Annotated in this window: 24 protein-coding genes; 11 read left to right on the top strand and 13 right to left on the bottom strand. The window is 65.0% G+C overall.

Going from position 1 to position 23,828, the window contains the following annotated elements:
• Nucleotides 1-3: 3 nt before the first annotated feature.
• A complete protein-coding gene (locus J3E61_RS23885; RefSeq protein WP_210085221.1) occupies nt 4-1,143 on the top strand; it encodes a class I SAM-dependent methyltransferase in 1,140 nt (379 codons plus the stop codon).
• Nucleotides 1,144-1,149: 6 nt separating this feature from the next.
• Nucleotides 1,150-1,929, top strand: a complete 780-nt coding sequence (locus J3E61_RS23880; RefSeq protein ID WP_210085220.1) for a hypothetical protein — start codon at nt 1,150-1,152, stop codon at nt 1,927-1,929.
• Nucleotides 1,930-1,949: 20 nt separating this feature from the next.
• On the opposite strand, the gene J3E61_RS23875 is transcribed toward J3E61_RS23880, so the two are convergent.
• Nucleotides 1,950-3,506: an MFS transporter gene (locus J3E61_RS23875; protein ID WP_210085219.1), complete on the bottom strand. Its 1,557-nt coding sequence runs from the start codon at nt 3,504-3,506 to the stop codon at nt 1,950-1,952.
• Entirely contained in the window at nt 3,503-4,045 is a 543-nt protein-coding gene (locus J3E61_RS23870) for a TetR/AcrR family transcriptional regulator (protein WP_210085218.1), read from the bottom strand. Before J3E61_RS23870 ends, J3E61_RS23875 begins: the two co-directional genes overlap by 4 nt.
• Before the next feature lie 133 nt (nt 4,046-4,178).
• Between J3E61_RS23870 and J3E61_RS23865 the strand changes: the two genes are divergently transcribed.
• Nucleotides 4,179-5,108, top strand: a complete 930-nt coding sequence (locus J3E61_RS23865) for a heme A synthase (protein ID WP_210085673.1) — start codon at nt 4,179-4,181, stop codon at nt 5,106-5,108.
• On the opposite strand, the gene J3E61_RS23860 is transcribed toward J3E61_RS23865, so the two are convergent.
• Nucleotides 5,058-5,996 (bottom strand): hypothetical protein, encoded by a 939-nt coding sequence (locus tag J3E61_RS23860; protein WP_210085217.1) that lies wholly within the window; start codon nt 5,994-5,996, stop codon nt 5,058-5,060. The two genes, J3E61_RS23865 and J3E61_RS23860, sit on opposite strands and share 51 nt — an antisense overlap.
• A gap of 18 nt (nt 5,997-6,014) precedes the next feature.
• Between J3E61_RS23860 and J3E61_RS23855 the strand changes: the two genes are divergently transcribed.
• Nucleotides 6,015-6,986, top strand: coding sequence for a zinc-binding dehydrogenase (locus J3E61_RS23855; protein WP_192720638.1), 972 nt, complete (start codon nt 6,015-6,017; stop codon nt 6,984-6,986).
• Here J3E61_RS23855 and J3E61_RS23850 read toward each other — a convergent pair.
• A complete protein-coding gene (locus J3E61_RS23850; RefSeq protein ID WP_192720639.1) occupies nt 6,975-7,907 on the bottom strand; it encodes a heme o synthase in 933 nt (310 codons plus the stop codon). The two genes, J3E61_RS23855 and J3E61_RS23850, sit on opposite strands and share 12 nt — an antisense overlap.
• Before the next feature lie 168 nt (nt 7,908-8,075).
• Between J3E61_RS23850 and J3E61_RS23845 the strand changes: the two genes are divergently transcribed.
• The 6 genes from J3E61_RS23845 (at nt 8,076) to J3E61_RS23820 (ending at nt 15,137) form a co-directional block, all read left to right on the top strand.
• Nucleotides 8,076-10,166 carry a transketolase gene (locus tag J3E61_RS23845; RefSeq protein WP_210085216.1) on the top strand — a complete coding sequence of 697 codons (2,091 nt, stop codon included), beginning with the start codon at nt 8,076-8,078 and terminating at the stop codon, nt 10,164-10,166.
• Nucleotides 10,167-10,195: 29 nt separating this feature from the next.
• On the top strand, nt 10,196-11,314 hold the full coding sequence (gene tal, locus J3E61_RS23840) for a transaldolase (RefSeq protein WP_192720641.1): 1,119 nt from the start codon (nt 10,196-10,198) through the stop codon (nt 11,312-11,314).
• Nucleotides 11,311-12,870 (top strand): glucose-6-phosphate dehydrogenase, encoded by a 1,560-nt coding sequence (locus tag J3E61_RS23835; protein ID WP_210085215.1) that lies wholly within the window; start codon nt 11,311-11,313, stop codon nt 12,868-12,870. Before tal ends, J3E61_RS23835 begins: the two co-directional genes overlap by 4 nt.
• Nucleotides 12,870-13,781, top strand: a complete 912-nt coding sequence (gene opcA, locus J3E61_RS23830; protein WP_192722348.1) for a glucose-6-phosphate dehydrogenase assembly protein OpcA — start codon at nt 12,870-12,872, stop codon at nt 13,779-13,781. The genes J3E61_RS23835 and opcA overlap by 1 nt, the downstream gene beginning before the upstream one ends.
• Nucleotides 13,778-14,515 carry a 6-phosphogluconolactonase gene (pgl, locus tag J3E61_RS23825; protein WP_210085214.1) on the top strand — a complete coding sequence of 246 codons (738 nt, stop codon included), beginning with the start codon at nt 13,778-13,780 and terminating at the stop codon, nt 14,513-14,515. The genes opcA and pgl overlap by 4 nt, the downstream gene beginning before the upstream one ends.
• Nucleotides 14,516-14,762: 247 nt before the next feature.
• Entirely contained in the window at nt 14,763-15,137 is a 375-nt protein-coding gene (locus J3E61_RS23820; protein WP_192720644.1) for an ATPase, read from the top strand.
• A gap of 10 nt (nt 15,138-15,147) precedes the next feature.
• On the opposite strand, the gene ppc is transcribed toward J3E61_RS23820, so the two are convergent.
• From ppc to J3E61_RS23805, 3 genes are read right to left on the bottom strand one after another with little or no spacing between them, the layout of a single operon-like run.
• Complete coding sequence (ppc, locus tag J3E61_RS23815) at nt 15,148-17,943, bottom strand: phosphoenolpyruvate carboxylase (RefSeq protein WP_210085213.1); 2,796 nt, start codon at nt 17,941-17,943, stop codon at nt 15,148-15,150.
• Between the two features lie 45 nt (nt 17,944-17,988).
• A complete protein-coding gene (locus J3E61_RS23810) occupies nt 17,989-18,336 on the bottom strand; it encodes a hypothetical protein (RefSeq protein ID WP_210085212.1) in 348 nt (115 codons plus the stop codon).
• Nucleotides 18,333-18,905, bottom strand: a complete 573-nt coding sequence (locus J3E61_RS23805; RefSeq protein WP_192722349.1) for an MspA family porin — start codon at nt 18,903-18,905, stop codon at nt 18,333-18,335. Before J3E61_RS23805 ends, J3E61_RS23810 begins: the two co-directional genes overlap by 4 nt.
• 176 nt (nt 18,906-19,081) lie before the next feature.
• Between J3E61_RS23805 and J3E61_RS23800 the strand changes: the two genes are divergently transcribed.
• Nucleotides 19,082-19,318: a hypothetical protein gene (locus J3E61_RS23800; RefSeq protein WP_192720647.1), complete on the top strand. Its 237-nt coding sequence runs from the start codon at nt 19,082-19,084 to the stop codon at nt 19,316-19,318.
• Between the two features lie 3 nt (nt 19,319-19,321).
• On the opposite strand, the gene J3E61_RS23795 is transcribed toward J3E61_RS23800, so the two are convergent.
• From J3E61_RS23795 to J3E61_RS23770, 6 genes are all read right to left on the bottom strand, one after another.
• Nucleotides 19,322-19,747, bottom strand: coding sequence for a hypothetical protein (locus J3E61_RS23795; RefSeq protein WP_192720648.1), 426 nt, complete (start codon nt 19,745-19,747; stop codon nt 19,322-19,324).
• 7 nt (nt 19,748-19,754) lie between these two features.
• Nucleotides 19,755-19,988: a preprotein translocase subunit SecG gene (secG, locus tag J3E61_RS23790; protein WP_192720649.1), complete on the bottom strand. Its 234-nt coding sequence runs from the start codon at nt 19,986-19,988 to the stop codon at nt 19,755-19,757.
• A gap of 31 nt (nt 19,989-20,019) precedes the next feature.
• On the bottom strand, nt 20,020-20,805 hold the full coding sequence (locus J3E61_RS23785) for a triose-phosphate isomerase (RefSeq protein ID WP_210085211.1): 786 nt from the start codon (nt 20,803-20,805) through the stop codon (nt 20,020-20,022).
• Entirely contained in the window at nt 20,802-22,013 is a 1,212-nt protein-coding gene (locus J3E61_RS23780; RefSeq protein WP_210085210.1) for a phosphoglycerate kinase, read from the bottom strand. The genes J3E61_RS23785 and J3E61_RS23780 overlap by 4 nt, the downstream gene beginning before the upstream one ends.
• A gap of 4 nt (nt 22,014-22,017) precedes the next feature.
• Entirely contained in the window at nt 22,018-23,040 is a 1,023-nt protein-coding gene (gene gap / locus J3E61_RS23775; RefSeq protein ID WP_192720652.1) for a type I glyceraldehyde-3-phosphate dehydrogenase, read from the bottom strand.
• Between the two features lie 74 nt (nt 23,041-23,114).
• A complete protein-coding gene (locus J3E61_RS23770) occupies nt 23,115-23,825 on the bottom strand; it encodes an amino acid ABC transporter substrate-binding protein (protein ID WP_210085209.1) in 711 nt (236 codons plus the stop codon).
• Between the last annotated feature and the right edge of the window lie 3 nt (nt 23,826-23,828).

Genomic DNA, 23,828 nt, shown 5'->3' with positions numbered 1-23,828 from the left:
CCGATGTCGACCGACACACTGCTGATCGAAAGTGTCCTGCTGGCTGCCAGTTTGCCCGACGCAGAGATTTCGCCTCGGGTAGCCAACATCGGCCCGGATACCGTCGCCGAGGTGATGCTGGCCGAGGTGGCCTGTCGCGCCGCCCTGCTCAACGGTCCGCAACTCAAGTTCGTGATTCAGTGTGACCTGGGTTTCGGTGACGAGCGCCTTGGCTATCTTCTTACGGTGGGCGATGGTGCTCCCCACGTCGAAAAGGGTTGGGACGGCGAAGCTGCCGCGACCGTGCGCCAGGACCTAGTGGACTTGCTGCGCGAGCTCTTCGGTCCCGCAGGACCGTATGGCGTCAGCCGCGAGCTTTCCGCAAAGGAATATGCGAATACGGAATATTCGCCGTCCATTGCGACCGGAATGTGGCCGATGGTCGGTGCGATGTCGCAGCGACCGAAGGATCTGTCCGAGCTCGCCGCATGGTTTGGCTCAGACAAGTGGGGCGGGCGCTGGTATACGCCGCAGTACCAGAAGCACTTTGAGCCCTACCGGGAGCTCCCGGTCAAGGTGCTTGAGATCGGGATCGGCGGCTACGACGCGATCGACGCCGGTGGTGAATCGCTGCGAATGTGGAAGCACTATTTTCGGCGCGGCCTGATCTACGGTCTAGATATCTTCACGAAGACCGGTGTTGAGGAGAGCCGGGTGCGCGTCGTGCAAGGCGACCAGGGCGATGCGCAATTTCTTGACTCGATGGCCCGCGAATTAGGACCCTTCGACATCGTCATTGATGACGGCAGTCACATGAGCCACCACATCATCACCTCCTTTAATGCTCTGTTTCCACACGTGCGGCCTGGTGGCATTTACGTCGTGGAGGACCTCGCAACGGCGTACTGGCCGAGCTGGGGCGGCGATCCCGACCCGTCGGCCCAATACAGGTCCATCGAGTTGATCAAGAACCTGGTGGACGGCCTGCACCATCAAGAGCGCGTAAGGGACGGCAACGGACAACCGTCAATGACGGAGTCGACGATCACCGGCGTGCATCTTTACCACAACCTTGCCCTCATCGAGAAGGGACTCAATACCGAACAAGGCGCTCCCGAGTGGCTGAAGACCTTCGACCACACACACTCCTACACCGGCAAGTGAAGGCACATGGCACACATTGCGGTAACGCTGGCTGAGCAGCCGGACCTGCGCGAGCAAGCGATTCCCGATGCGGATATATGGCCGGAATTCAACCTTCATGGTGACACCTACCTGGAAATGTGGCCACGTCTGTCAAAAGACTTGTCGGAGTTCCAGTTCGCGATGTGTGACGAACAAACCCGGGAAGTTATCGCCGAGGCGCACACCGTGCCCTGCTGGTGGGATGGCACGACGGCGGGGCTGTCCGACGGTTTTGACGCGACAATCGCCGACGCCTTTGACCGGCTCGACAACGATCAGCCGGTCAACACGCTGTGCGCCATCGCGGCCGAGGTTCCGCGAGGCGCACGCGGAGGCAGTCTTACCTACGACATCCTGAAGGCAATGGGCACAATTGCCGCCCGACACGGCTTGACGCACATGATCGCGCCTGTCCGTCCGACGTGGAAGGACCGTTATCCGATCACACCGATTGAGCGATACATGATCTGGCGCCGTGACGATGGGTCGCTGCAGGATCCTTGGCTCCGGCTGCATGAACGCATGGGGGCGCGCATGGGGCCGCCAGCGCCCAGGTCATACCGGATCGACGGGACAGTCCGCGAATGGGAATCTTGGCTCGGAATGGCATTCCCCGAGTCGGGGGATTACGTGTTCCCGGGCGGGCTTTCGCCGCTGGCAGTGGACCGTGAGGCCGACCGGGGCACCTACCTGGAGCCCAACGTGTGGATGATCCACAATCTGTCGTCAGTGAAGAACTACGAAGTGGCGGCGCCCGCTCAGTGACAACAGTTGTGAGATCGCCGTCAGCGGCGAGATTTCTTGATGCCGGCCCCTTTTGGTGACGACTGCGAGCAGAGCTTGTTTGTCTGGCGATCCGGTGGTGGTGCCGGCCGCGGCCTGAGCAACAACCACACCGCCATTGCCGACACCAGTAGCAGCGCCGAGCCGACACCGGCCGCGATCGCCAGTCCGCCGGTGAAGGCGTCCCTCGCCGCGGCCAACAAGCCATCTGCGTTGTCGGCGGGCAGCCCTGCTGACGCGTCGACCGCCGCGGCGAGCGATTCCCGCGCACGCGACGCCACTGCGTCGGGGGTGCCGGGCGGAATCGCCAACCCGCGGTATACGGCGGTGATGATCGAGCCAAGTGTCGCGATTCCTAGCGCCATGCCGAGTTCGTAGGCAGTCTCCGAGACCGCCGCTGCCGCACCGGCCCGCTGAGGGATGACGCTGCCGATGATGACGTCGCTGGCCGCGGTGAAGGCCAGCCCGAGGCCAACGCCGACGAAAAACAGGGCGACGCCGAGACGCAGATAGGCGGTGGACGGGCTGATCGCGGTCAGTGACGCCATCGCGACACCGACCAGTACCAGGCCGGTCGTGAGGACGGCGCGCTGCGACCAGTGGCGCACGGCGAAACCGGCCAGCACCCCGAACACGGTCGCCGCGACCGCGGCGGGCAGTTCGGCCAGCCCGGCCTTCATCGGGCTATAGCCCTGTACCAGTTGGAAGAATTGGGAAAGAAAGAACACCAGGCCCGAAAGACCCAGCACTGAAAGCAGATTGGCCGCGACAACGCCCGAGAACGCACGGTTGCGGAACAACCGCACGTCGATAAGCGGTGCGGGCAGCCTGAGCTGACGCCGGACGAACAGCGTGAAGGCCGCGACGCCGGCGACGCCGATCACCGCGATGTCGATGCGAGGGCCGTTTGCGGCAGTTTCCTTTACGGCATAGACGAGGCCGAGCACACCGACGAGGGAAAGCGCGACACTGGGCAGGTCCCACGGCCCCGGCGTGGGGTGGCGCTGCTCCGGCAACAGGACGATGCCCCCGACGAGCAGCGCAGCCATCACCGGGACGTTGATCAGGAAGACCGACCCCCACCAGAAGTGCTCCAATAGCAGGCCGCCGACCACGGGTCCCAGCGCGGCACCGGCCGAGAACATCGAGGCCCAGACGCCGACAGCGATGCTGCGATCACGTGGCTGGAGAAACAGCCCGCGGATCAACGCCAGCGTCGACGGTGCCAGCGTGGCCCCGGCCACGCCGAGCAGCGCGCGCGCGCCGATCAGGAGCTCAGCCGACGAAGCGTATGCAGTCACCACGGACATGGCAGTGAAAGCCGTTGCGCCGCAGAGCAGCAACCTCTTGTGACCGACGCGGTCGCCGAGGCTGCCCATTGTGACGAGCAAGGCCGCCAGCACGAAGGAGTAGATATCGCCGATCCACAGGACCTGGGTCGCTGTCGACTCGAGATCCTTGGTGATGAACGGGGTGGCCACCGCCAGCACTGTGCCGTCGACGCCGATCACCAGCACTCCGAGGCTGATTACGCCGAGCGCCAGCCAACGGCGCGTCACGACGCTCTCACCCCATGCAATAGCAGTTCGGTGACCATCTCAGTGAAGTCGCGGCGCGCCGCCCGTCCGACCTGAATGAGCCACGCCGCGCCGGCGACGAGGTTGTAGAGCGCCTCGGTCAGCCAGACGGCAGACAGATCGGGACGGAATTCGCCTTCCCGCTGACCGCGCTGGAACAGTTGCCTGATCTCGGCGTCGATTTCTGCCCAGGCTTCCGTGGCCTCATTTGCGTCGAAATCCTGACTTTGGGTGTAGAGCAACGTGAGGTATCCGGCCACCGGCTCGCACGCCGACACTAGGCGCCGCAACCCCTCTTCGGCCGAACCCTCCTGCCATCGGGCTGTCTTCAGCGCCTCATGCATGTGAGCCACCGCGAGCTGGTCCAAAGCCTCGAGGAGAGCGGCACGCCCTGCGAAGTAACGATGCAAGGTCGCGCGGCTGATGCCGACGGCCGCAGCGATCTCGTCTTGGGTCGCGTTGGGCCGTCGGCTCAGGAAGTCCGCGGCTGCGCGCAACACCTGATCGCGATCCAACCTCATGAGACGACTTTATCTCATACTAGACGGTTTTGTCTCATTTGATGCCCGCCAAGGACGCCGTCCCCGCTACTACGGCGTGTAGTTGCGGTGCTCTACGATCGAGGTCGTGGCCGTCGGACGATTTCTCCTGCGAATAGTCGACCTGCTGCCCGTGCCGAGTCTTCGGGTTCAGCGCATCATCGCGCTTCTCGTCATCCTGACCCAGGGCGGGATTGCCGTCACCGGCGCCATCGTCCGCGTCACCGCGTCTGGCCTCGGTTGCCCGACCTGGCCGCAGTGCTTCCCCGGCAGTTTCGTCCCGGTCCCCCACGCCGAGGTCGCCGTCGTCCATCAGGTCGTCGAGTTCAGCAACCGGATGATCACCTTCCTCGTGGTACTGACGGCCGCACTCGCGGTGCTGGCCGTCACGCGCGCTCGGCGGCGCCGCGAGGTGCTGATCTACGCCTGGCTGATGCCGGCGTCCACCGTGGTGCAGGCCGTGATCGGCGGCATCACCGTACTGACCGGATTGCTCTGGTGGACCGTCGCCATTCACCTGCTGGCGTCGATGACCATGGTGTGGCTGGCCGTGCTGTTGTACGTCAAGATCGGTGAACCCGACGATGGCATGCCGGCGCCTGTGGTGCCAAAACCGTTGCGCCAGTTGACCGTACTGACCGCCGTCGTACTGGCCGGGCAGCTGGTGAGCGGCACGCTGGTCACCGGCGCCGGGCCGCACGCGGGCGACAAGAGCATCACGCAGCCGGTGCCGCGGCTGCAGGTGGAGATCACCACGCTGGTGCACCTGCACTCGACGCTGCTCGTCGCCTATCTGGCGCTGCTCGTCGGACTCGGCTTCGGTCTGCTCGCGGTGCGTGCGCCCCGGCCTGTCACGCTGCGGCTGAATGTGCTGCTGGCGCTCGTCGCAGCCCAGGGCTTCGTCGGCACCGTGCAGTTCTTCACCGGCGTGCCCGCCGCGCTGGTCGCGGTCCACGTGCTCGGTGCGGCGGCGTGCACCGCTGCGACCGCTGCGCTATGGGCGTCGATGCGAGAGCGGTCCAAGCCCGAGGCGCTCCAGGGCTGACTCGACACCGACCGCGAAGACCCGCTGCTGCCGGGCCCTGGTGTCCTCATCCAACTGCCGCCAGCCCAGCGACGGCTCCACCAGTTCGACCTCGAGTACATGCGCGTCGCGCCGGTCCCCGATCACGTCGACGCGGGCGTACAGCAGGTCTTCGACGTTGATGCCGAGGTGGGCGGCGGCCGCCGCCAGCGCCGCGTGGCCGATGTCCCACAGCTCGAAGTCGGGGTCGGCGGGCGTGAGGGTTTCCTCGGCGTAGGTGCCGGACGCGTCGAACACCGGCGCCTGCCCCGGGGGCGGCAGGATCGGGCCCTTGGTGAACGCGTGCGACTGCCCGCCACCGAGGAAGACCAGTGCCGTCTCGCCGTCCTCGATTCGACGGTCGTAGGGCTGTACCAAAACGGTGCGACCTTCGGCCTGCAGGGATGCGGCGTGGGCACGTGCTTCATCATGGTCAGAAAACCGCAGGGCGCCAACGGATCCCGCGCCGATCGCGGGCTTGACCACCACCTCGCCTGCAGCCAGCCGGACCTTCTCCCCCGGCGCGAAGAATTGGCTGGGGACGGTCGGGACACCAGCGTCGGCGAGGTCGGCGAGATAGCGCTTGTCGGTGTTCCACAGCACGACCTTGGGGGGGTTGAGCAGATTGCGAACGCGCTTCGTCCACACCAGGAACTCGTCGAGTCGGTCGATGTAGTCCCACGCCGCGCGCAGGATCACGAGATCGGCTTCCAGGGCCTGCGGGTCGTCCCACGACAGCCAGCGGGCATGCAGCCCACGCTGGCGCAGCGCTACGACCAGGCCGTCATCGTCGCCATCGCCCTCAGGAAGTGCCGGACAACCCGCCAGCACGATGCGCGGATGGAACACGTCGGGCCGGGCAAGCTTCACCTTGGCAGGATAGTGGGCATGAAGGCCATTGAAGTCGCAGAGACCGGCGGTCCCGAAGTCCTGACCTACGCCGACAAAGACAAGCCCACCCCCGGCCCCGGTGAAGTGGTGATCAAGGCCGAGGCGATCGGCGTGAACTTCATCGACACCTATTTCCGGTCCGGCCAGTATCCGCGCGAGGTGCCGTTCATCGTCGGCACCGAAGTGTGCGGCACCGTCGACGCCGTCGGCGACGATGTCGCGGCGCTGAGCGTCGGAGATCGGGTCGTCACCGCCCAGGCCGACGGCGCCTACGCCGAATACTGCACTGCCCCAGCCGATTTCTGTGCATATGTGCCCGAGGGCGTCAACGCGGATGTGGCCGCAGCATCCCTGCTCAAGGGAATGACCGCGCACTACCTGATCAAGTCGACGTATCCGGTGCAGGAGGGCGACGCCGTGCTGGTGCACGCAGGCGCGGGAGGTGTCGGGCTCATCCTGACGCAGTGGGCCACCAGCCTCGCCGTGCGGGTGATCACCACGGTGTCCACACCGGAGAAGCGCGAGCTGTCGCGCAAAGCAGGCGCGGTCGAGGTGCTCGGCTACCCCGATGACCCAGCCGAATTCGGTGCGACGATCAAGGAGTTGACGGACGGCGGTGTCGCCGCGGTGTACGACGGGGTGGGCGCGGACACCTTCGACGCGAGCCTGGCCAGTTGCCGGGTGCGCGGCACGGTTGCGCTGTTCGGGGCGGCCAGCGGCCCGGTGCCGCCGTTCGATCCGCAGCGGCTCAATGCGTCGGGCTCGCTGTTCCTGACCCGCCCGACGCTTGCGCATTACACCCGCACACCCGACGAGTTCGCTTGGCGCGCAGGCGAACTACTCGACGCTATTGCCGCGGGCACCATCACGGTCACGGTGAGCGAACATTACCGGCTGGAAGATGCCGAGCAGGCCCACCGCGATTTGCAGGGCCGCAAGACCGTCGGCTCGGTGGTGTTAGTGCCCTAGCAGTCTCGGCAGCGCCAAGACGGAATCCACCGCGAGCGCAAGGAAGACAACCGCGAGGTAGTTGTTCGACTGCAGGAACAGACGCAGCGGCTTCACCGACTCTCCGCGGCGCACCCCTGCGTGGAGTTGATGGGCCATCACCAGGAACCAGGTGCCCGCAAGGATCGCCACCGACGCGTACAGCCAGCCCGTCGCCAACGCGAGCGCCAAAGTCGAGACGACGGTGAGCCACGTGTACACCAGGATCTGCTTGGTGACCTGCTGCTCGGTGGCCACCACGGGCAGCATCGGTACCCCGGCCGCCTCGTAGTCGTCCTTGTAGCGCATGGCCAGCGCCCAGGTGTGCGGCGGCGTCCAGAAGAAGATGATCGCGAACATCACCAGCGCGGGCCATTGGATGGTCCCGGTGACGGCGGACCAGCCGATCATCACCGGCATGCAGCCGGCCGCCCCGCCCCACACCACGTTCTGTGAGGTGCGCCGCTTCAGCAGCAGCGTGTAGACCAGCACGTAGAACGCGATGGTCGCGCCTGCCAGGTGCGCGGACAGCATGTTCGTCGTCCACCACAACCAGAAGAAGGAGCCGACGGACAGTGCCAAGCCGAACACGAGCGCATGACTGCGCGGCACGGTGTCACGAGCCAGCGGTCGACGGGCGGTGCGCTTCATCTTCTTGTCGATGTCCGCGTCGGCCACGCAGTTCAGCGTGTTGGCGCCCGCGGCAGCCAGCATGCCGCCGAACAAGGTGTTGAGGATGAGCAGCGGGTCGACGGTGCCGCGGTGCGCCAGCAGCATCGCGGGAATGGTCGTGACGAGCAACAGCTCGATCACCCGCGGTTTGGTCAGTGACAGATAGCCGAGGAGTTTGGTGCTGATCCGGTTGGGCGCCCCTTCGACAAGGCTGCCTTCGCGAATCCTCACGCAATTACTCCTCGGGGTCGCCGCCTCGCGGCTTCTACTACAGACGATGGTAGACCGCGTGTAAACGCCGTCCTAATCGTCCCCCACGCACCTGCGGTGCCCCAGGTTCGCGCACTAGGGTGGACAAAGCGGATTGCGAAGCCCGGGCCTATGTAAGGAGTTCGCCACGTGACCACTCTCGACGAGATTTCGACCCTCACTCGTCCGAACCACCCCGACGACTGGACCGAGCTGGACTCGCAGGCTGTCGACACGGTCCGCGTGCTGGCCGCGGACGCGGTGCAGAAAGTGGGCAACGGCCATCCGGGCACCGCGATGAGCCTGGCGCCGCTGGCATACACGCTGTTTCAGCGCCAGATGCGCCATGACCCCAGTGACCCGCACTGGCTCGGCCGCGACCGCTTCGTGCTCTCGGCAGGGCATTCCAGCCTGACCTTGTACATCCAGCTGTACCTGGGCGGGTTCGGGCTCGAGCTTTCTGACATCGAGTCGCTGCGCACCTGGAAGTCCAAGACGCCGGGACACCCGGAGTTCCGCCACACCAAGGGCGTTGAGATCACCACCGGACCGCTCGGCCAGGGGCTGGCCTCTGCGGTCGGCATGGCGATGGCCTCGCGCTACGAGCGCGGCCTGTTCGATCCGGACGCAGCGCCGGGCACCAGCCCGTTCGACCACTACATCTACGTGATCGCCTCCGACGGAGACATCGAGGAGGGCGTCACCAGCGAGGCGTCGTCGCTGGCAGGCACCCAGCAACTCGGCAACCTGATCGTTTTCTACGACCACAACGAGATCTCGATCGAGGACGACACCAACATCGCGCTCAGCGAGGACACGGCAGCCCGCTACCGCGCCTACGGGTGGCACGTGCAGCAGGTCGAGGGTGGCGAGAACGTCGTCGGCATAGAAGAGGCCATCGCCGAGGCGAAGCGGGTCACCGACAAGCCGTCGTTCATCTCGCTGCGCACGATCATCGGCTACCCGGCGCCTGAGCTGATGAACACCGGCAAGGCACACGGCGCCGCGCTCGGCGACGAAGAGGTCGCGAAGGTCAAGGAGATCCTCGGCTTCGACCCGGACAAGACGTTCGAGGTGCGCGACGAGGTCATCGAGCACACCCGCGGGCTGGTGGCGCGCGGCAAGGAAGCGCACGAGAAATGGCAGAGCGAGTTCGACGCGTGGGCGCAGCGTGAGTCCGACCGCAAGGCGCTGCTGGACCGGCTGACGGCCGAAGAGCTGCCCGACGGCTGGGACGCCGACCTCACCTACTGGGAGCCGGGTTCCAAGCCGCTGGCCACCCGCGCGGCGTTTGGCCAGGTCCTCAACGACGTCGCATCGAAGCTGCCCGAATTGTGGGGCGGCTCAGCGGATCTCGCGGGCAGCAACAACACCACGATCAAGGGCGTCAAGTCGTTCGGGCCCGCGTCCATCTCCACCAAGGAGTTCACCGCGGATCCCTACGGCCGCGTTTTGCACTTCGGAGTTCGCGAACACGCGATGGGTTCGATCCTGTCCGGCATCGTGCTGCACGGGCCGACGCGCGCGTTCGGCGGCACCTTCCTGCAGTTCTCGGACTACATGCGCCCCGCGGTGCGGTTGGCCTCGCTGATGGACATCGACACCATCTACATCTGGACGCACGATTCGATCGGCCTTGGCGAGGACGGTCCCACCCACCAGCCGATCGAACACCTGGCGGCGCTGCGGGCGATCCCGAACCTTTCGGTGGTGCGGCCGGGCGACCCGAACGAGACCGCCTATGCGTGGCGCAACATCATCGCGCGCGGCGCCGGCAGCGGTCCGGTCGGTTTCATTCTGACGCGACAGGGCATCCCCGTACTGGAGGGCACCAGCGCCGAAGGGGTCGCCAAGGGTGGTTACGTGCTCGGCGGCGCACCCGACGAGGATCCCGATGTGGTGCTGATCGGCACGGGCTCGGAGCTGCAATTGGCCGTGGCGGCGCAAAAGATATTGGCGGACAAGGGAATCACCGCGACCGTTGTTTCGATGCCATGCGTCGAGTGGTTCGAGTCCCAGCCCAAGGAGTACCGCGACAGCGTGCTGCCGCCTGCGGTGTCGGCGCGCGTCGCCGTCGAGGCGGCGGTCGCGCAGAGTTGGTACAAGCTGGTCGGCGACACCGGCGAGATCGTCTCGATCGAGCATTACGGCGAGTCGGCCGACGACAAGACGTTGTTCCGTGAGTTCGGTTTCACCCCAGAGGCAGTGGTGGCCGCCGCGGAGCGATCACTAGAGAATTGACTAGCGAAAAGTTTGGAAAGGCATCAGCAATGGCACAGAATCCCAACCTTGCGGCCCTCTCCGCCCAGGGTGTTTCGGTATGGCTCGACGACCTGTCCCGTGATCGACTGCAGACCGGCAACCTGCAGGAACTGATCGACACCAAGAGCGTGGTCGGTGTGACCACCAACCCGTCGATCTTCCAGGCGGCGCTGTCCAAAGGTGACGCATACAGCGCGCAGGTCAAGGAACTCGCCGAGCGCGGCGCCGACGTGGACGCCACAATTCGCACAGTCACCACCGATGATGTACGTGAGGCTTGCGACGTTCTCCGCCCGCAGTGGGAGGCGTCCGACGGCGTGGACGGACGAGTGTCGATCGAGGTCGACCCGAGACTGGCACGCGACGAAAAGAAGACGATCGCCCAAGCCATCGAACTGTGGAAGATTGTCGACCGCCCGAACCTGTTCATCAAGATCCCCGCGATGAAGGAAGGAATCCCGGCGATCACTTCGGTTCTCGCCGAGGGCATCTCGGTGAACGTGACGCTGATCTTCTCTGTTGAGCGGCACCGCGCGGTGATGGATGCCTACCTGGCAGGCCTGGAGAAGGCCAAGGATGCCGGGCACGACCTCACCAAGATCCATTCCGTCGCGTCGTTCTTCGTTTCGCGCGTGGATACCGAGGTGGACAAGCGCCTGGAGGCGATAGGCAGCGATGAGGCGCTCGCATTGCGCGGCAAGGCCGGAGTGGCCAATGCGCGGCTGGCCTATGCGGCTTATGAAGAAGTGTTCGTGGGCGGATCCCGCTACGAGGCCCTGGCGGTCGACGGTGCACGGGTGCAGCGGCCGCTGTGGGCGTCGACTGGCGTGAAGAATCCGGATTACTCGGACACGCTGTATGTCACCGAGCTGGTTGCGCCGAACACCGTGAACACCATGCCGGAGAAGACGATTGACGCGGTCGCCGACCACGGTGTGATCACCGGTGACACCGTCACCGGGACAGCGGACGAAGCGCAGAGCGTGTTCGACAAACTCCAGGAAGTGGGAGTCGATCTGACCGACGTATTCCTCGTGCTCGAGAACGAAGGCGTGGAAAAGTTCGAAAAGTCGTGGCTTGAGCTGCTCGATGCCACGCAGGAACAGCTCGACGCCGCCAACAAATGACGCCCGAAACGGATACGGCGTCTTCAGCCGGAGCTACCTGGCGTAATCCGTTGCGGGACAAGCGCGACAAGCGCATGCCCCGCATCCCCGGCCCGTGCGGTGTGGTGATTTTCGGCGTCACCGGCGATCTGGCCACCAAGAAGCTGATGCCTGCCATCTACGACCTCGCCAATCGCGGACTGTTGCCTGCGAACTTCGGCCTGGTCGGTTTCGCCCGCAGGGATTGGGCCGATGAGGATTTCGGCAAGCTGGTGTGCGATGCGGTCAGGACGCATGCCCGCACGCCGTACCGCCAGGAGGTCTGGGACCGGCTGGCCGAGGGAATCCGCTTCGTGCAGGGCACCTTCGATGACGCGAAAGCATTTGAGCGGCTGTCGGAAACACTTCAGAAGCTCGACGCCGAGCGCGGCACCGGCGGCAACCACGCGTTCTATCTGTCGATCCCGCCCAAGGCTTTTCAGCAGGTATGCGAGCAGCTACAGAAGTCGGGATTGGCAAGGCCGCAAGAGGGCCGGTGGAGCAGGGTCGTCGTCGAGAAGCCGTTCGGCCACGACCTGGAGAGCGCCAAAGAGCTCAACACGGTGGTCAACAGTGTCTTCCCCGAGGAGTCGGTGTTCCGCATCGACCACTACCTCGGCAAGGAGACTGTCCAGAACATTCTGGCCCTTCGCTTCGCCAACGAGTTGTACGAGCCCATCTGGAACAACAACTACGTCGACAGCGTGCAGATCACCATGGCCGAGGACATCGGTCTCGGTGGCCGCGGTGGTTACTACGACGGAGTCGGCGCGGCCCGCGATGTGATCCAGAACCACCTGCTGCAACTGCTTGCGCTGACGGCCATGGAAGAGCCGGTGAACTTCAGCCCGCACGAACTTCAGGCGGAGAAGATCAAGGTGCTCTCCGCCATCAAGTTGATGCAGCCCATCGATGACACCACGGCTCGCGGGCAGTACGCCGCGGGTTGGCAGGGCAGCGAGAAGGTCGTCGGTCTACTGGACGAGGAGGGCTTTTCCAAGGAGTCCACGACGGAGACGTATGCCGCGATCACGCTGGAGATCGACACTCGTCGTTGGGCGGGTGTGCCGTTCTTCCTGCGGACCGGAAAACGCTTGGGACGCAGGGTGACCGAGATCGCACTCATCTTCAAGCGCGCCCCGCACCTGCCGTTCGACAAGACCATGACCGAAGAACTCGGCCAGAACGCCTTGGTGATCCGGGTGCAGCCCGACGAAGGCATCACCACGCGTTTCGGATCGAAAGTTCCCGGCAGCGCGATGGAGGTCCGTGACGTCAACATGGACTTCTCCTACGGTTCGGCCTTCGCCGAGGACTCTCCCGAGGCGTACGAGCGGTTGATCCTCGACATGCTGCTCGGCGAGCCATCGCTGTTCCCGACCAACGCCGAGGTCGAATTGTCCTGGGAGATCCTGGATCCCGTGCTGGATTATTGGGCGTCACATGGCAAGCCTGATGCGTATGAATCGGGTACCTGGGGGCCGCCGTCGGCCGACGAGATGATGCATCGCATGGGCCGCGAATGGAGGCGACCCTGATGATCGTCGACCTGCCCGACACGACAACAAACGACATCAGCAAGAAGATCACCGGCCTGCGTGAAGAGGGCGGCGCTATCACGTTGAGCCGCGTGCTCACGCTCGTGATCTCGCTTGACTCAGACGATCTGCTGGAGGAGTCCATCGAGGCGGCCAACTTTGCGAGTCGTGAGCACCCGTGCCGAGTGATCGTGGTGGTCCAGGGCGATCGAAGCGCCACCGAGTCGCGCCTGGATGCGCAACTTCGCGTCGGCGGCGATGCGGGTGCGGGCGAGGTCGTTGCGCTGCGCCTGCACGGTGAGCTCGCCGAACACGCCAGCAGCGTGGTCCTGCCCTTCTTGCTGCCCGATACACCGGTCGTCGCATGGTGGCCTGCCGGAGGCCCGGCGGTGCCGGCACAGGATCCGTTGGGTCACTTGGCGATTCGCCGGATAACTAATGCGACAGAGTGCTCCGACCCGCTGGCCGCGATCAAGAGTCGCCTGCAGGGTTACACCGACGGCGACACCGATCTGGCGTGGGCCCGCATCACTTACTGGCGCGCGCTGCTGGCATCCGCGCTCAATCAGCCCCCTTTCGAGCCGATCACCTCGGCGCTGGTGTCGGGCCTGCGGGACGAGCCCTCGCTCGACGTCCTCGCCGGTTGGCTCGCCGCCCGAATCGACGGCCCGGTGCAGCGGGCAGTCGGCGAATTGAAGGTCGAACTCGTGCGAGACAGCGAAACCATCACCCTGAAGCGTCCACAGACAGGGGTGACCGCAACGCTGAACAGAACCAGTAAGCCTGAAGCGCGGATACCCTTGGCGCGCAGAGACGCCAAGGAGTGCTTGGCCGAGGACCTGCGGAGGCTGGACGCCGACGAGATCTATCACGAGGCGCTGCAAGGCATCGAGAAAGTGCAATACCTGTGAGCCACATTGTTGAGAAGTATTCCGACACTGCGGCATTGGTGGCGGCGGCAGGCGACCGACTGGTAGCGGCGATCATCAGCGCCATCGACACCCGCGGCACTGCCCACATCGTATTGACCGGCGGCGGCACGGGCATTGGTTTGCTCAAGCGGGTTGGCGAGGCCAGGGACAAGATCGACTGGTCGAAGGTACATCTGTACTGGGGTGACGATCGGTTCGTTCCCGAAGACGACGACGAACGCAATTGCAAGCAGGCCCGTGAGGCGCTGCTCGACGACATCGACATCCCGACCGGCAACGTGCATCCGATGGCCGCCAGCGGCGCTGAGTTCGGCGACGACCTGGACGCCGCAGCACGCGATTACGAGCAAGTGCTCTCCGCCAATGCCGACGAGGGGCAGCCCGCACCGGACTTCGACGTGCATCTGCTGGGCATGGGACCGGAGGGGCACATCAACTCGCTGTTCCCGGATACGGCCGCGGTGCGCGAGACAGAGCGACTGGTTCTCGGTGTGCCGGACTCCCCCAAGCCGCCGCCGCAACGAATCACGTTGACGCTGCCCGCGGTTCAGCGTTCGCGCGAGGTTTGGCTCGTGGTTTCGGGCGCGGGCAAGGCCGACGCGGTGGCGGCCGCGATCGGCGGCGCCAAGCCGGTCGACGTGCCCGCCGCCGGCGCGGTCGGTCGCGACGCGACAGTGTGGCTGCTCGACGAGGACGCCGCCGCCAAGCTCTAGGAGCGCGCCGGGAGTCGGATATCTGACGGATTTCGCCGGATTTCCATCACATTCCCTACTCTGGCGGGCGTCGGCTTTCGACATCGCCCCTTTGGTCGGCCTCCGCGTCGGCGAATCCCGCGACGTACTCCGCGATACGTCGGACAAGGTCAGGGCTGGCTGAACGTGGGTTGTTCCCGCACTGCATACCTGATTCAGACGACCACTACGCTCCGGCGGTTCCATCGATGTGGTCATAATGTCGGGCATGGTTGACAAAGGCGGCAAACCCGCGCCTCGGACGGGCACCGAGCGGATCCGCAAGCTCGCGCAGGCGGCACTGAACGCCGACGTGACGGTGGAGCAGGTCGACACCATCCTGGAGGGGCTGAGCGAGACCCTGGTCGACCTGAACCATTCGACAGGCAACCTCGACGCCACCCTGGAGCGGTTCAACGAAACGATCAACCAGATCAACGAGCTCGCACCGCGACTGTTCGCGGTCGTCGATCGCCTCGAAGCCATCGTCGGTCGCGTCGAACGCATCGTCGACATCGGTGAGGCTGCAGTCGCGCCGATCGCGGCCACGGAGTCCGCAGTGCGCGGTGTCGTCAACAGGATGCGCCGAACCGCCGGACTCTAACGTCGCGTGGCTATCCGCTGTTGCGCAGCGCGGTTGCCAGCCCACTCATGGTCAGCAGGATGCCGCGCTGGACCAGTTCGTCGTCGTCTCCTGAGCGGTACCGCTGCAGCAGTTCCACTTGCAGATGGTTCAGCGGCTCGAGATACGGAAAGCGGTTGAACACCGACCGCGCCAACGCCGGGTTGTCCGCTAGCAGGTCGTCCTGGCCGGTGATCAGCTTGTGCATGCGGATCGTTCGCTCATGCTCGTCGACGATCTTGCCGAACACCCGCTGGCGCAGCGCCTCGTCTTCGACGAGTTCGGAATAGCGCGCAGCCAGGCCCATGTCCGACTTGGACAGCACCTGCGCCATGTTCGATAGCACGGTGCGAAAGAACGGCCAACGACGATAGAGGTCTTGCAGTACTTCAAGCCTTCCGTCGCCGTCGGCGATCCAGGTTTCGAACGCGGTGCCGGTGCCGTACCAGCCGGGCAGCATGACCCGCGACTGGCTCCAAGCAAGTACCCACGGAATGGCTCGTAGATCCGATATCGACGTCGTCGGTTTCCGTGACGTCGGCCTGCTGCCGATGTTGAGCGCACCGATCTCGCTGACCGGCGTGGAAGCCTTGAAATACTCGACGAAACCTGGTGTCTCATGGACTAATTCGGCATACGCGCGCTGAGCGCGGGCAGCCAGTTCGTCGAGCACCTCATAGGCAGGCCCCGCCGCATCGCCCAGGCCTTCGACGTCGAGCAGCGTGGCCTCCAACGTGGCCGCCAACAGCGTCTCGAGGTTGCGATGTGCGACACGCGGTTCGGCATATTTGGCGGCGATCACTTCGCCCTGCTCGGTGATCCGAAGCGATCCGTTCACCGCACCCGGTGGCTGGGCGAGAATGGCGTCGTAACTCGGCCCGCCCCCGCGACCGACGGTGCCACCGCGTCCGTGGAAGAGCCGCAACCGAATTCCGGTCTTGCGGGCCGACTCGACGAGGTCCAGTTCGGCGCGATACAGCGCCCAGTTTGCCGCCAGGTACCCCCCGTCCTTGTTCGAGTCGGAATACCCGAGCATCACCTCTTGGCTGTCACCGCGTGCACTCACGACGGCGCGATACAGCGGAAGGTCAAGCACTGCTTCGAGAATGGCCGAACCGCGCTGCAGGTCGTCGATGGTCTCAAAGAGCGGAACGATGCCGACGGGGGCATAGGGCTCGTCGCCCGAGGCATCGAGCAGGCCAACCTCCTTGAGCAGGATCGCCGCCTCGAGCATGTCCGAAACCGACTGACACATCGAGATGATGTAGTTCGGTATCGCCTGCGGTCCGAAGACCCGAACGGCGCGGGCGGCCGCGGCGACGATGTCCAGCTCCTTGCGGGCCAGCTCCGACAGCGCGGCGTCGTCTTTCGTCAGCGGTCGACGGGTCGCCAACTCGGCAGCCAGCAGTTCGACACGCTCCGGTTCGGCCAGCGACTGGTAGTCCGCGTGTACTCCCGCCCACGCCAGCAGCTCGGCCACCACCTCCTCGTGCACATCGGAGTTCTGGCGCAGGTCCAGGCCGGAGAGGTGAAAACCGAAGACCCGCACGGCTTCCCGCAGCCTGGCCAGCCGATCATCGGCGAGCACACCGCTACCATTGGAGCGCAATGAACCATCGATGACATCGAGGTCGGCAAGCAGTTCGGCCGGCGTCACATAGCGTTCCAGGCCGAGGTCGAGTTCGTGTTCAGGCTGGCTGTCCAGGATCTCAGCCGCGGTCGCGGTGAGCCTGCCGTGGATGACGCGCAATGCGCGGCGGTACGGTTCGTCGGCGCGGGCGGGCTCGTTGCACACATCCGCCAACGCTTTGAGCTCTTCGCTGACCTGCACCAGCCGCGCCGACATCGACAGCTCCTGCTCGAGAAAACTGATCTCGGTGAAGTAGTGCTCGAACGCGGTGAAGGAGGCCCTGCCCGTGGCTTGACGGACGACTTCGGCGGTGACGTTGGGATTGCCGTCGCGGTCACCGCCGATCCATGAGCCCGGTCGCAGAATCGGCAGCTCGAACAGGTCCGCGTCCGGCCAGCGGGCCTGCAACGCGGATCGCACCTCCGCGTTGACCTTCGGGATGACCTCGAGGAACGCCGACTGGTAATACCGCAACCCGGTCTCGATCTCATCCTGAATCTTCAACCGCGACAACCGAATCAGTGCGGTCTGCCACAGCGTGAAGATGTGCCGGCGCAGTTCGACGTTGATGTCGCGGCCGTCGTCGGTTTCGGTGTGCCCGTGCAGCCGCAACCGCATCAGTTCGGTGATCCGGTGCTGGGTGTCGAAAACCGTGCGGCGGCGGGTCTCGGTGGGATGCGCGGTGATAACCGGCGAGATCAATGCACCGCTCAGCGCTTCGGCAACTGTGGCCGAATCCAGTTCTGCCGAGTCGAGTTTCAAATACGTGGCGGCCAGAGTGCTGTTCTGCGGCGGCTCACCTGCCGCGAGATGGATCGCGCGGCGGCGTTCACGGTGAATGTCCTCGGCGACGTTCGCCAGCAGCGCGAAATGAGAGAACGCGCGGATGACGGGGATGGCCTGGTGGATGTCGATGCCGTCGAACATCCGGGCCAACTCGGCGCGATCGATCTCCGAGCGCCGCACGCGGAACGATTCGACACGGGCCCGCTCGACGAGGTCGAACACCTCCTCGCCGTTCTGCTCACGCACCGTGTCGCCGAGAATCGTGCCGAGCAGGCGGATGTCCTCCCGCATCGGCTCGGTGGCCTCGCGACCCACCTGGGTGCGCCGCACCGAACCGATCGGTGCGAGCGTGACGTCGGGTCCTTCAGCCATGGCTCAAGTATCGATGCGGGCGCTGAAGCCCGCATGACGAGGGTCCTAGTGCTGCGGAATCACGATCGGAGTGGGTGTCGGTGTGGGTGTCGGTGTGCTCGGCGTCACGGTAGGCGATGGTTTCTGGCCGGTGGGCAACACGATGGGCGCCGGCTTGGCGTCACCTGTCTTGCCGCCGCTGTCGCTGTCGGAATCCGACTTCAACGGCGGGGGCCAATCCACGGATGTCGGTGGCCAGCTTTCGATGCTGTTGTCCGATCCCGATCCCGGAGGTGCGCAGCCAGCACCGGCTCCGAAGTCACCCGCGGTGGTGCAGTCAGCATCGGCGACAGGGGCACCCCACACTGCCAGCGAGAGTGCCACTGCTGCAACGCAAATCCGCAACGTACTCATAACGTGAGAATGTCCCCGTAGGCGTTGACGCTGTCGTCCGACTTGTCCGTGTCGATCATCGCCGTCGCGAAGAACCGGACGGAGACCTGTCCTCCACAGCTGTCCACCTTGACGTGTGCGTCGTGCACCACGATCTCGCCGGTGCGACCCTTCAATTCCTTCTTGCCCAGCCCGAGGTTCGTGATGTTTCCCGGCAACAGATTGATCGAGGCGTTTCCGCCGATATCGGCATACGGGCCAACAATGTTGAGCAGATTGCCGCCGTTGAAGCCAGGGCTGATACCGGCGTCGGCATCGACACCGATGCTGCCGCCCTCGCTGAGGTCGACCTGACACCCCAGTTGCAGGCCGAAAATCAACATGCCCGAGTTCACTGCCGAGTTGCCGTTGCCGTCGATCGAAGCGACCGCTTTGCCGGTGACAAAACCTTCTCTGGTGAACGCCGTTGCGGCCATGTTCGGCACGGAGTTGATGGTCATCTTCGTCAGCGCAGCGCTCAGATGCCAGCCGTCGTCGGTGTCCGCGGATTGGGTGACGTCCGCGACGGGCAACGGGTCCGCTGCGGCGATGCCGGGTCCGAAAGACACCAGAACAACCGCAACAGCACCGGCGCGAAGAAGTTTGTGCACGAACACGCGCGCGATCCTATGGTCGACTGCTGAATGGTTCCTGGCACCGCGGGTTGCTGCCGTCCTGCTGGTGGCGCATGCTGATTGCAGAGCAAACTCCGAGGTTGGGATCCATCATGAAAGCGCTCGCCGCCACCATCTTTGCGACGTTCGTTGCGTTGGCGCTCGGCTATCCGGGCCCCGCTGCCGCCGAACCGCAGGCCTGTCCGAAGAACACTGTCACGATCGGCAACCAGGGTCAGGTGATCAATGTGCCGCAGCAGAGCCAGGTCTGCGACGATGATCCGACGGGCGGACTGCTCGGCGACCTGCCGGTGCTTGGCAATCTGCCCGGCCTTGGCGGCATCCTCTAGCCGCTAGAGAGCGGCAAAGAGCAGCATCAGCGCCAGGATCAGCAGCCCGCCGCCGATCAGCGCGACCACCGGCCAGACTCCCCGATACCGCTGCGGCGGCGGGCCCAGCGATCCGCGGGCGAAAGTGAACACCGGCGCCCGGTATTCGAGTTCGACGAACTCCCCCGGCGGCACCACGACCGTGTAATCGGCGGGACCGGTTTTCGGCGGAAAGAAATACCTCGTATAGACGTGCACCTGGTGCCTGCCCGCCGGGACGAGCAGATCGGCCTTGCCCCAGCGTTGGCCGGGAATCTCGGCGCCGTCGACGAATATCTTCGGGCCGAAGAAGTCAAAGAAGCTGCCGAAAGCCCTGTTGTACAAGAAGGTGATCGCGATGCCCTCGACGGGCGTGTAGTACGGCTGCCGGCTGTGTTCCGGCGTGTTCATGGCCGCCCTAGGTGTACTTGATCAACAGCGCGACGCCGATGATCGAAACCAGCCAGATGCCGGTCACGAAGAGCGTCAGCCGGTCGAGGTTCTTCTCGACAACCGTCGACCCCGACAGGCTGGACTGGACGCCACCACCGAACAGCGTGGACAGGCCACCGCCCTTTGCGCGGTGCAGCAGGACCAGGAGCACAACCAGCACACTGGTCACGACCAGGGTTATCTGCAGGGCCAATTCCATGGCAGCCAGACTACAGGCTCCTGAGCTGCTATCAGGGCAGGGGGCCGCCGGCCGCGATGGCCGACAGTGTCGCGAATTGCTCGCCGTCCAGCGACGCGCCACCGACCAGTGCGCCGTCCACATCCTCCTGTGCGACGATCTCGCCGACGTTCTTGGCGTTGACCGAACCGCCGTAGAGCACGCGGACCCCGGATGCCAGTTCCGGCGTCGCCAGCTTGCCGAGCTCGTCGCGGATGGCCTTGCAGACCTCCTGCGCGTCGGCCGCGCTGGCCACCCGGCCGGTGCCGATGGCCCAGACCGGCTCGTAGGCAATCACGGAGTTGCCGATCTGCTCGGAAGTCAGGCCGGCCAGCGAACCGCGCAGCATCTCCACGTTGTGTTCGACGTGGTTGCCGGCCTCGCGGACCTCGAGCTGCTCACCGATGCAGATGATCGGCGTCAGGCCGTGCTTGAAGGCCGCGGCCGACTTCGCGGCGACGAGGGCGTCGTCCTCGTGGTGGTACGTGCGCCGCTCCGAGTGCCCGACGACGACGAACGTGCAGCCCAGCTTGGCCAGAAAGGCTCCACTGATTTCGCCGGTGTAGGCACCCGAGTCGTGCTGCGACACGTCCTGTGCACCGTAGGTCAGCCGCAGCTTGTCCCCGTCGACCAGGGTCTGCACGCTGCGCAGGTCAGTGAACGGCGGGATCACCGCGACGTCGACCTTGTCGAAGTACTTGTCCGGCAGCGAGAACGCGATCTTCTGGACGAGCGCGATCGCCTCGAAATGGTTGAGGTTCATCTTCCAGTTGCCGGCGATCAGCGGCTTACGGCTCATGATTCCAGTACCTCCAGGCCGGGCAGTGTTTTGCCCTCAAGGTATTCCAGCGAGGCCCCGCCTCCGGTGGAAATGTGGGAGAAGCCGTCTTCTGGCAGGCCGAGTTGACGCACCGCGGCGGCCGAGTCACCGCCGCCGACCACGCTGAACGCGCCCTTGCCGGTTGCCGCGATGATCGCCTCTGCGACGCCCTTGGTGCCCGCCGCGAATGCGGGGAATTCGAAGACGCCCATCGGGCCGTTCCAGAACACCGTCTTGGCGTTGGACAGCAGCGCGGTGAACCGTTCGACCGAGCCCGGCCCGATGTCCAGACCCATTTTGTCCTGCGGAATGCGGTCAGCCGCAACGATTTCCGATGGCGAATCGGCTTTGAACTCGTCGGCCGCGACGATGTCGACAGGCACGTGGATCACGTCACCGTAGTCCTCGAGCAGCTTGCGGCAAGTCTCGATCATCCCCTCTTCGAGCAGCGACTTGCCCACCGAAACACCTTGTGAGGCAAGGAAGGTGAAGCACATGCCGCCACCGATGACGATGCTGTCGGCCTTGGTCGCCAGATTCTCGATGACAGCCAACTTGTCCGACACCTTCGAACCGCCGAGCACCACCGCGTACGGCCGCTCGGTCGAGCTGGTCAGCTGCTGCAGGACCTTCACCTCAGCGGCCACCAACGTGCCCGCATAGTGCGGCAACAGCGTCGCCACGTCATAGACCGAGGCCTGCTTACGATGCACCACCCCGAAGCCGTCGGACACGAAAGCGCCGTCATCGCCGACCAATTCGACCAGCGCCTTGGCCAGTGCCAGCCGCTCGCCATCGTCCTTACTCGTTTCGCGAGCGTCGAAGCGAATGTTCTCCAGCAGCAGGACGTCACCGTCGGTCAGACCTTCGGCACGCGCAAGAGCATCAGTGCCGACCACGTCTGTGGCCAGCTGAACGTGACGACCGAGCTTCTCCCCCAACGCCTTTGCCACCGGTGCGAGCGAGAACTGCGGGTCGGGGCCGCCCTTCGGCCGACCCAGGTGCGCGGTGACGATGACCTTGGCGCCCGCATCGGACAGCGCCTGCAGTGTGGGCACCGACGCGATGATGCGGCCGGGGTCGGTGATGTTCCCGTCGTCGAGCGGGACGTTCAGGTCGGAGCGCACGAGTACGCCCCGGCCCGAAACGCCTTCTGCGAGTAAGTCTTCGAGTGTCTTGATAGCCACTGGGCTACAGGGACTTGCCGACCAGCGCGACCAGGTCAACGAGGCGGTTCGAGTAACCCCACTCGTTGTCGTACCAGGACACCGTCTTGGCCTGGTTGTCGATCACCTTGGTCAGCCCGGCATCAAAGATCGAGCTGTGCGGGTCGGTGACGATATCGCTGGACACGATCGGCGCGTCGTAGTACTTCAGGATGCCCTTCAGCGGTCCGTCGGCGGCGGCCTTGAATGCCGCGTTGATCTCCTCGGCGGTGGCCGACTTGGACAGCTCGGCGGTCAGATCGGTGCACGAACCCGTCGGGATCGGCACCCGCAGCGCGTAGCCGTCCAGCTTGCCCTTCAACTCGGGCAACACCAGGCCGATGGCCTTGGCCGCGCCGGTCGAGGTCGGCACGATATTGAGCGCGGCGGCCCTGGCACGGCGCAGGTCTTTGTGCGGGCCGTCCTGCAGGTTTTGGTCCTGGGTGTAGGCGTGCACCGTCGTCATCAGGCCCTTGACGATGCCGAACTCGTCATTGAGGACCTTGGCCAGCGGGCCAAGGCAGTTCGTGGTGCACGAGGCGTTGGAGATGATGTTCTGGCTGCCGTCGTACTTGTCGTCGTTGACGCCGAGCACGATGGTGATGTCCTCATCGGTGGCCGGCGCGGAGATGATGACCTTCTTGGCCCCCGCATCCAGGTGACCCTTGGCCTTGGCGGCGTTGGTGAAGATACCGGTGGACTCGACGACCACGTCGACACCCAGGTCACCCCAGGGCAGGGCGGCCGGGCCTTCCTTGACCTCCAGCGACTTGATCTTGGTGCTGCCGATGACGATCGTGTCGTCACCCTCCAGGCTGATCTCCTCCGGGTAGCGGCCCAGGATCGAGTCGAACTTGAGCAGGTGCGCCAAGCTGGCGTTATCGGTGAGGTCGTTGACCGCGATGACCTCGATGTCGGTGCTCTTGCCCTCGGCCTTCTGCGCCGCGAGAGCCCGGTAGAAATTGCGTCCGATGCGGCCGAAGCCGTTAACGCCGACCCGGATGGTCACTTTGTGTCTCCTCTTAGTCGCCTAATCGCTCGCGACCAGCCTAGTGGTGTGATAGACGCCACGTGCGGGCTGGTTCAGTGGACGGCCGAGCTTTGGTCCGCATCGGGCTTGCCCAGCCATTTCTGACGGATGCGCGGCAGGGTGCCGTCGGCCTCGAGTTCGGCCTGCGCGACGGTGACGCGGCTGAACAAGGCCTGGTCGTCGAGCGGTACCGCGATCGCGATGTTCTCGACTGAGATGCCGCGCTGGACGACCTCGACGCCGGCGATCGGCGTGACCAATTCCGTCAGCACCGGGGCGAGCTTCATGAACGCGTCGCAGTCGCCGGTGGTCAGGTCGGTCAGCGCGGTGCGGATGGTGCCGTAGTCGTAGACGCGGACCTCCGCGGCCTTGCCGTCGGCGACGAGGCGCTCGGCGATGGGCTGGCTGGTGTTGCCCTGCTGTACGCCGATGGTCAGGCCTTCGAGGTCGTCGACGGACGTGACGTTCGGCAACCGGGTGGTGTCGACGGCCAGCGACTGGCCGGAGATCAGGTAGGGCGCGACGAACTGCGCCTTCGTTTCGCGTTCGGGGGTGACGGTGGTGCCTGCGGCCACGCAGTCGTAGGCGGAGCCGAGGGCATCGAAGATGCCGTTGAAGTCAGCACCGCCATACGGGATGAATTCAACTGTGGCGCCGAGGGCTTCGGCGATCGCGGTCATCAGGTCGATATCGAGTCCGCTGTTATCCGGCATGCCGTTGAACGGTGGATCGGGAAAGGCCGCACCGACCCTCAGCGTCTCCATGCG

Source organism: Mycobacterium sp. OAE908, from assembly GCF_017872775.1.
GTDB lineage: Bacteria > Actinomycetota > Actinomycetes > Mycobacteriales > Mycobacteriaceae > Mycobacterium.
Note: the sequence above shows the minus strand (reverse complement) of the source record. Positions and strands in the feature narration are given on the sequence as shown.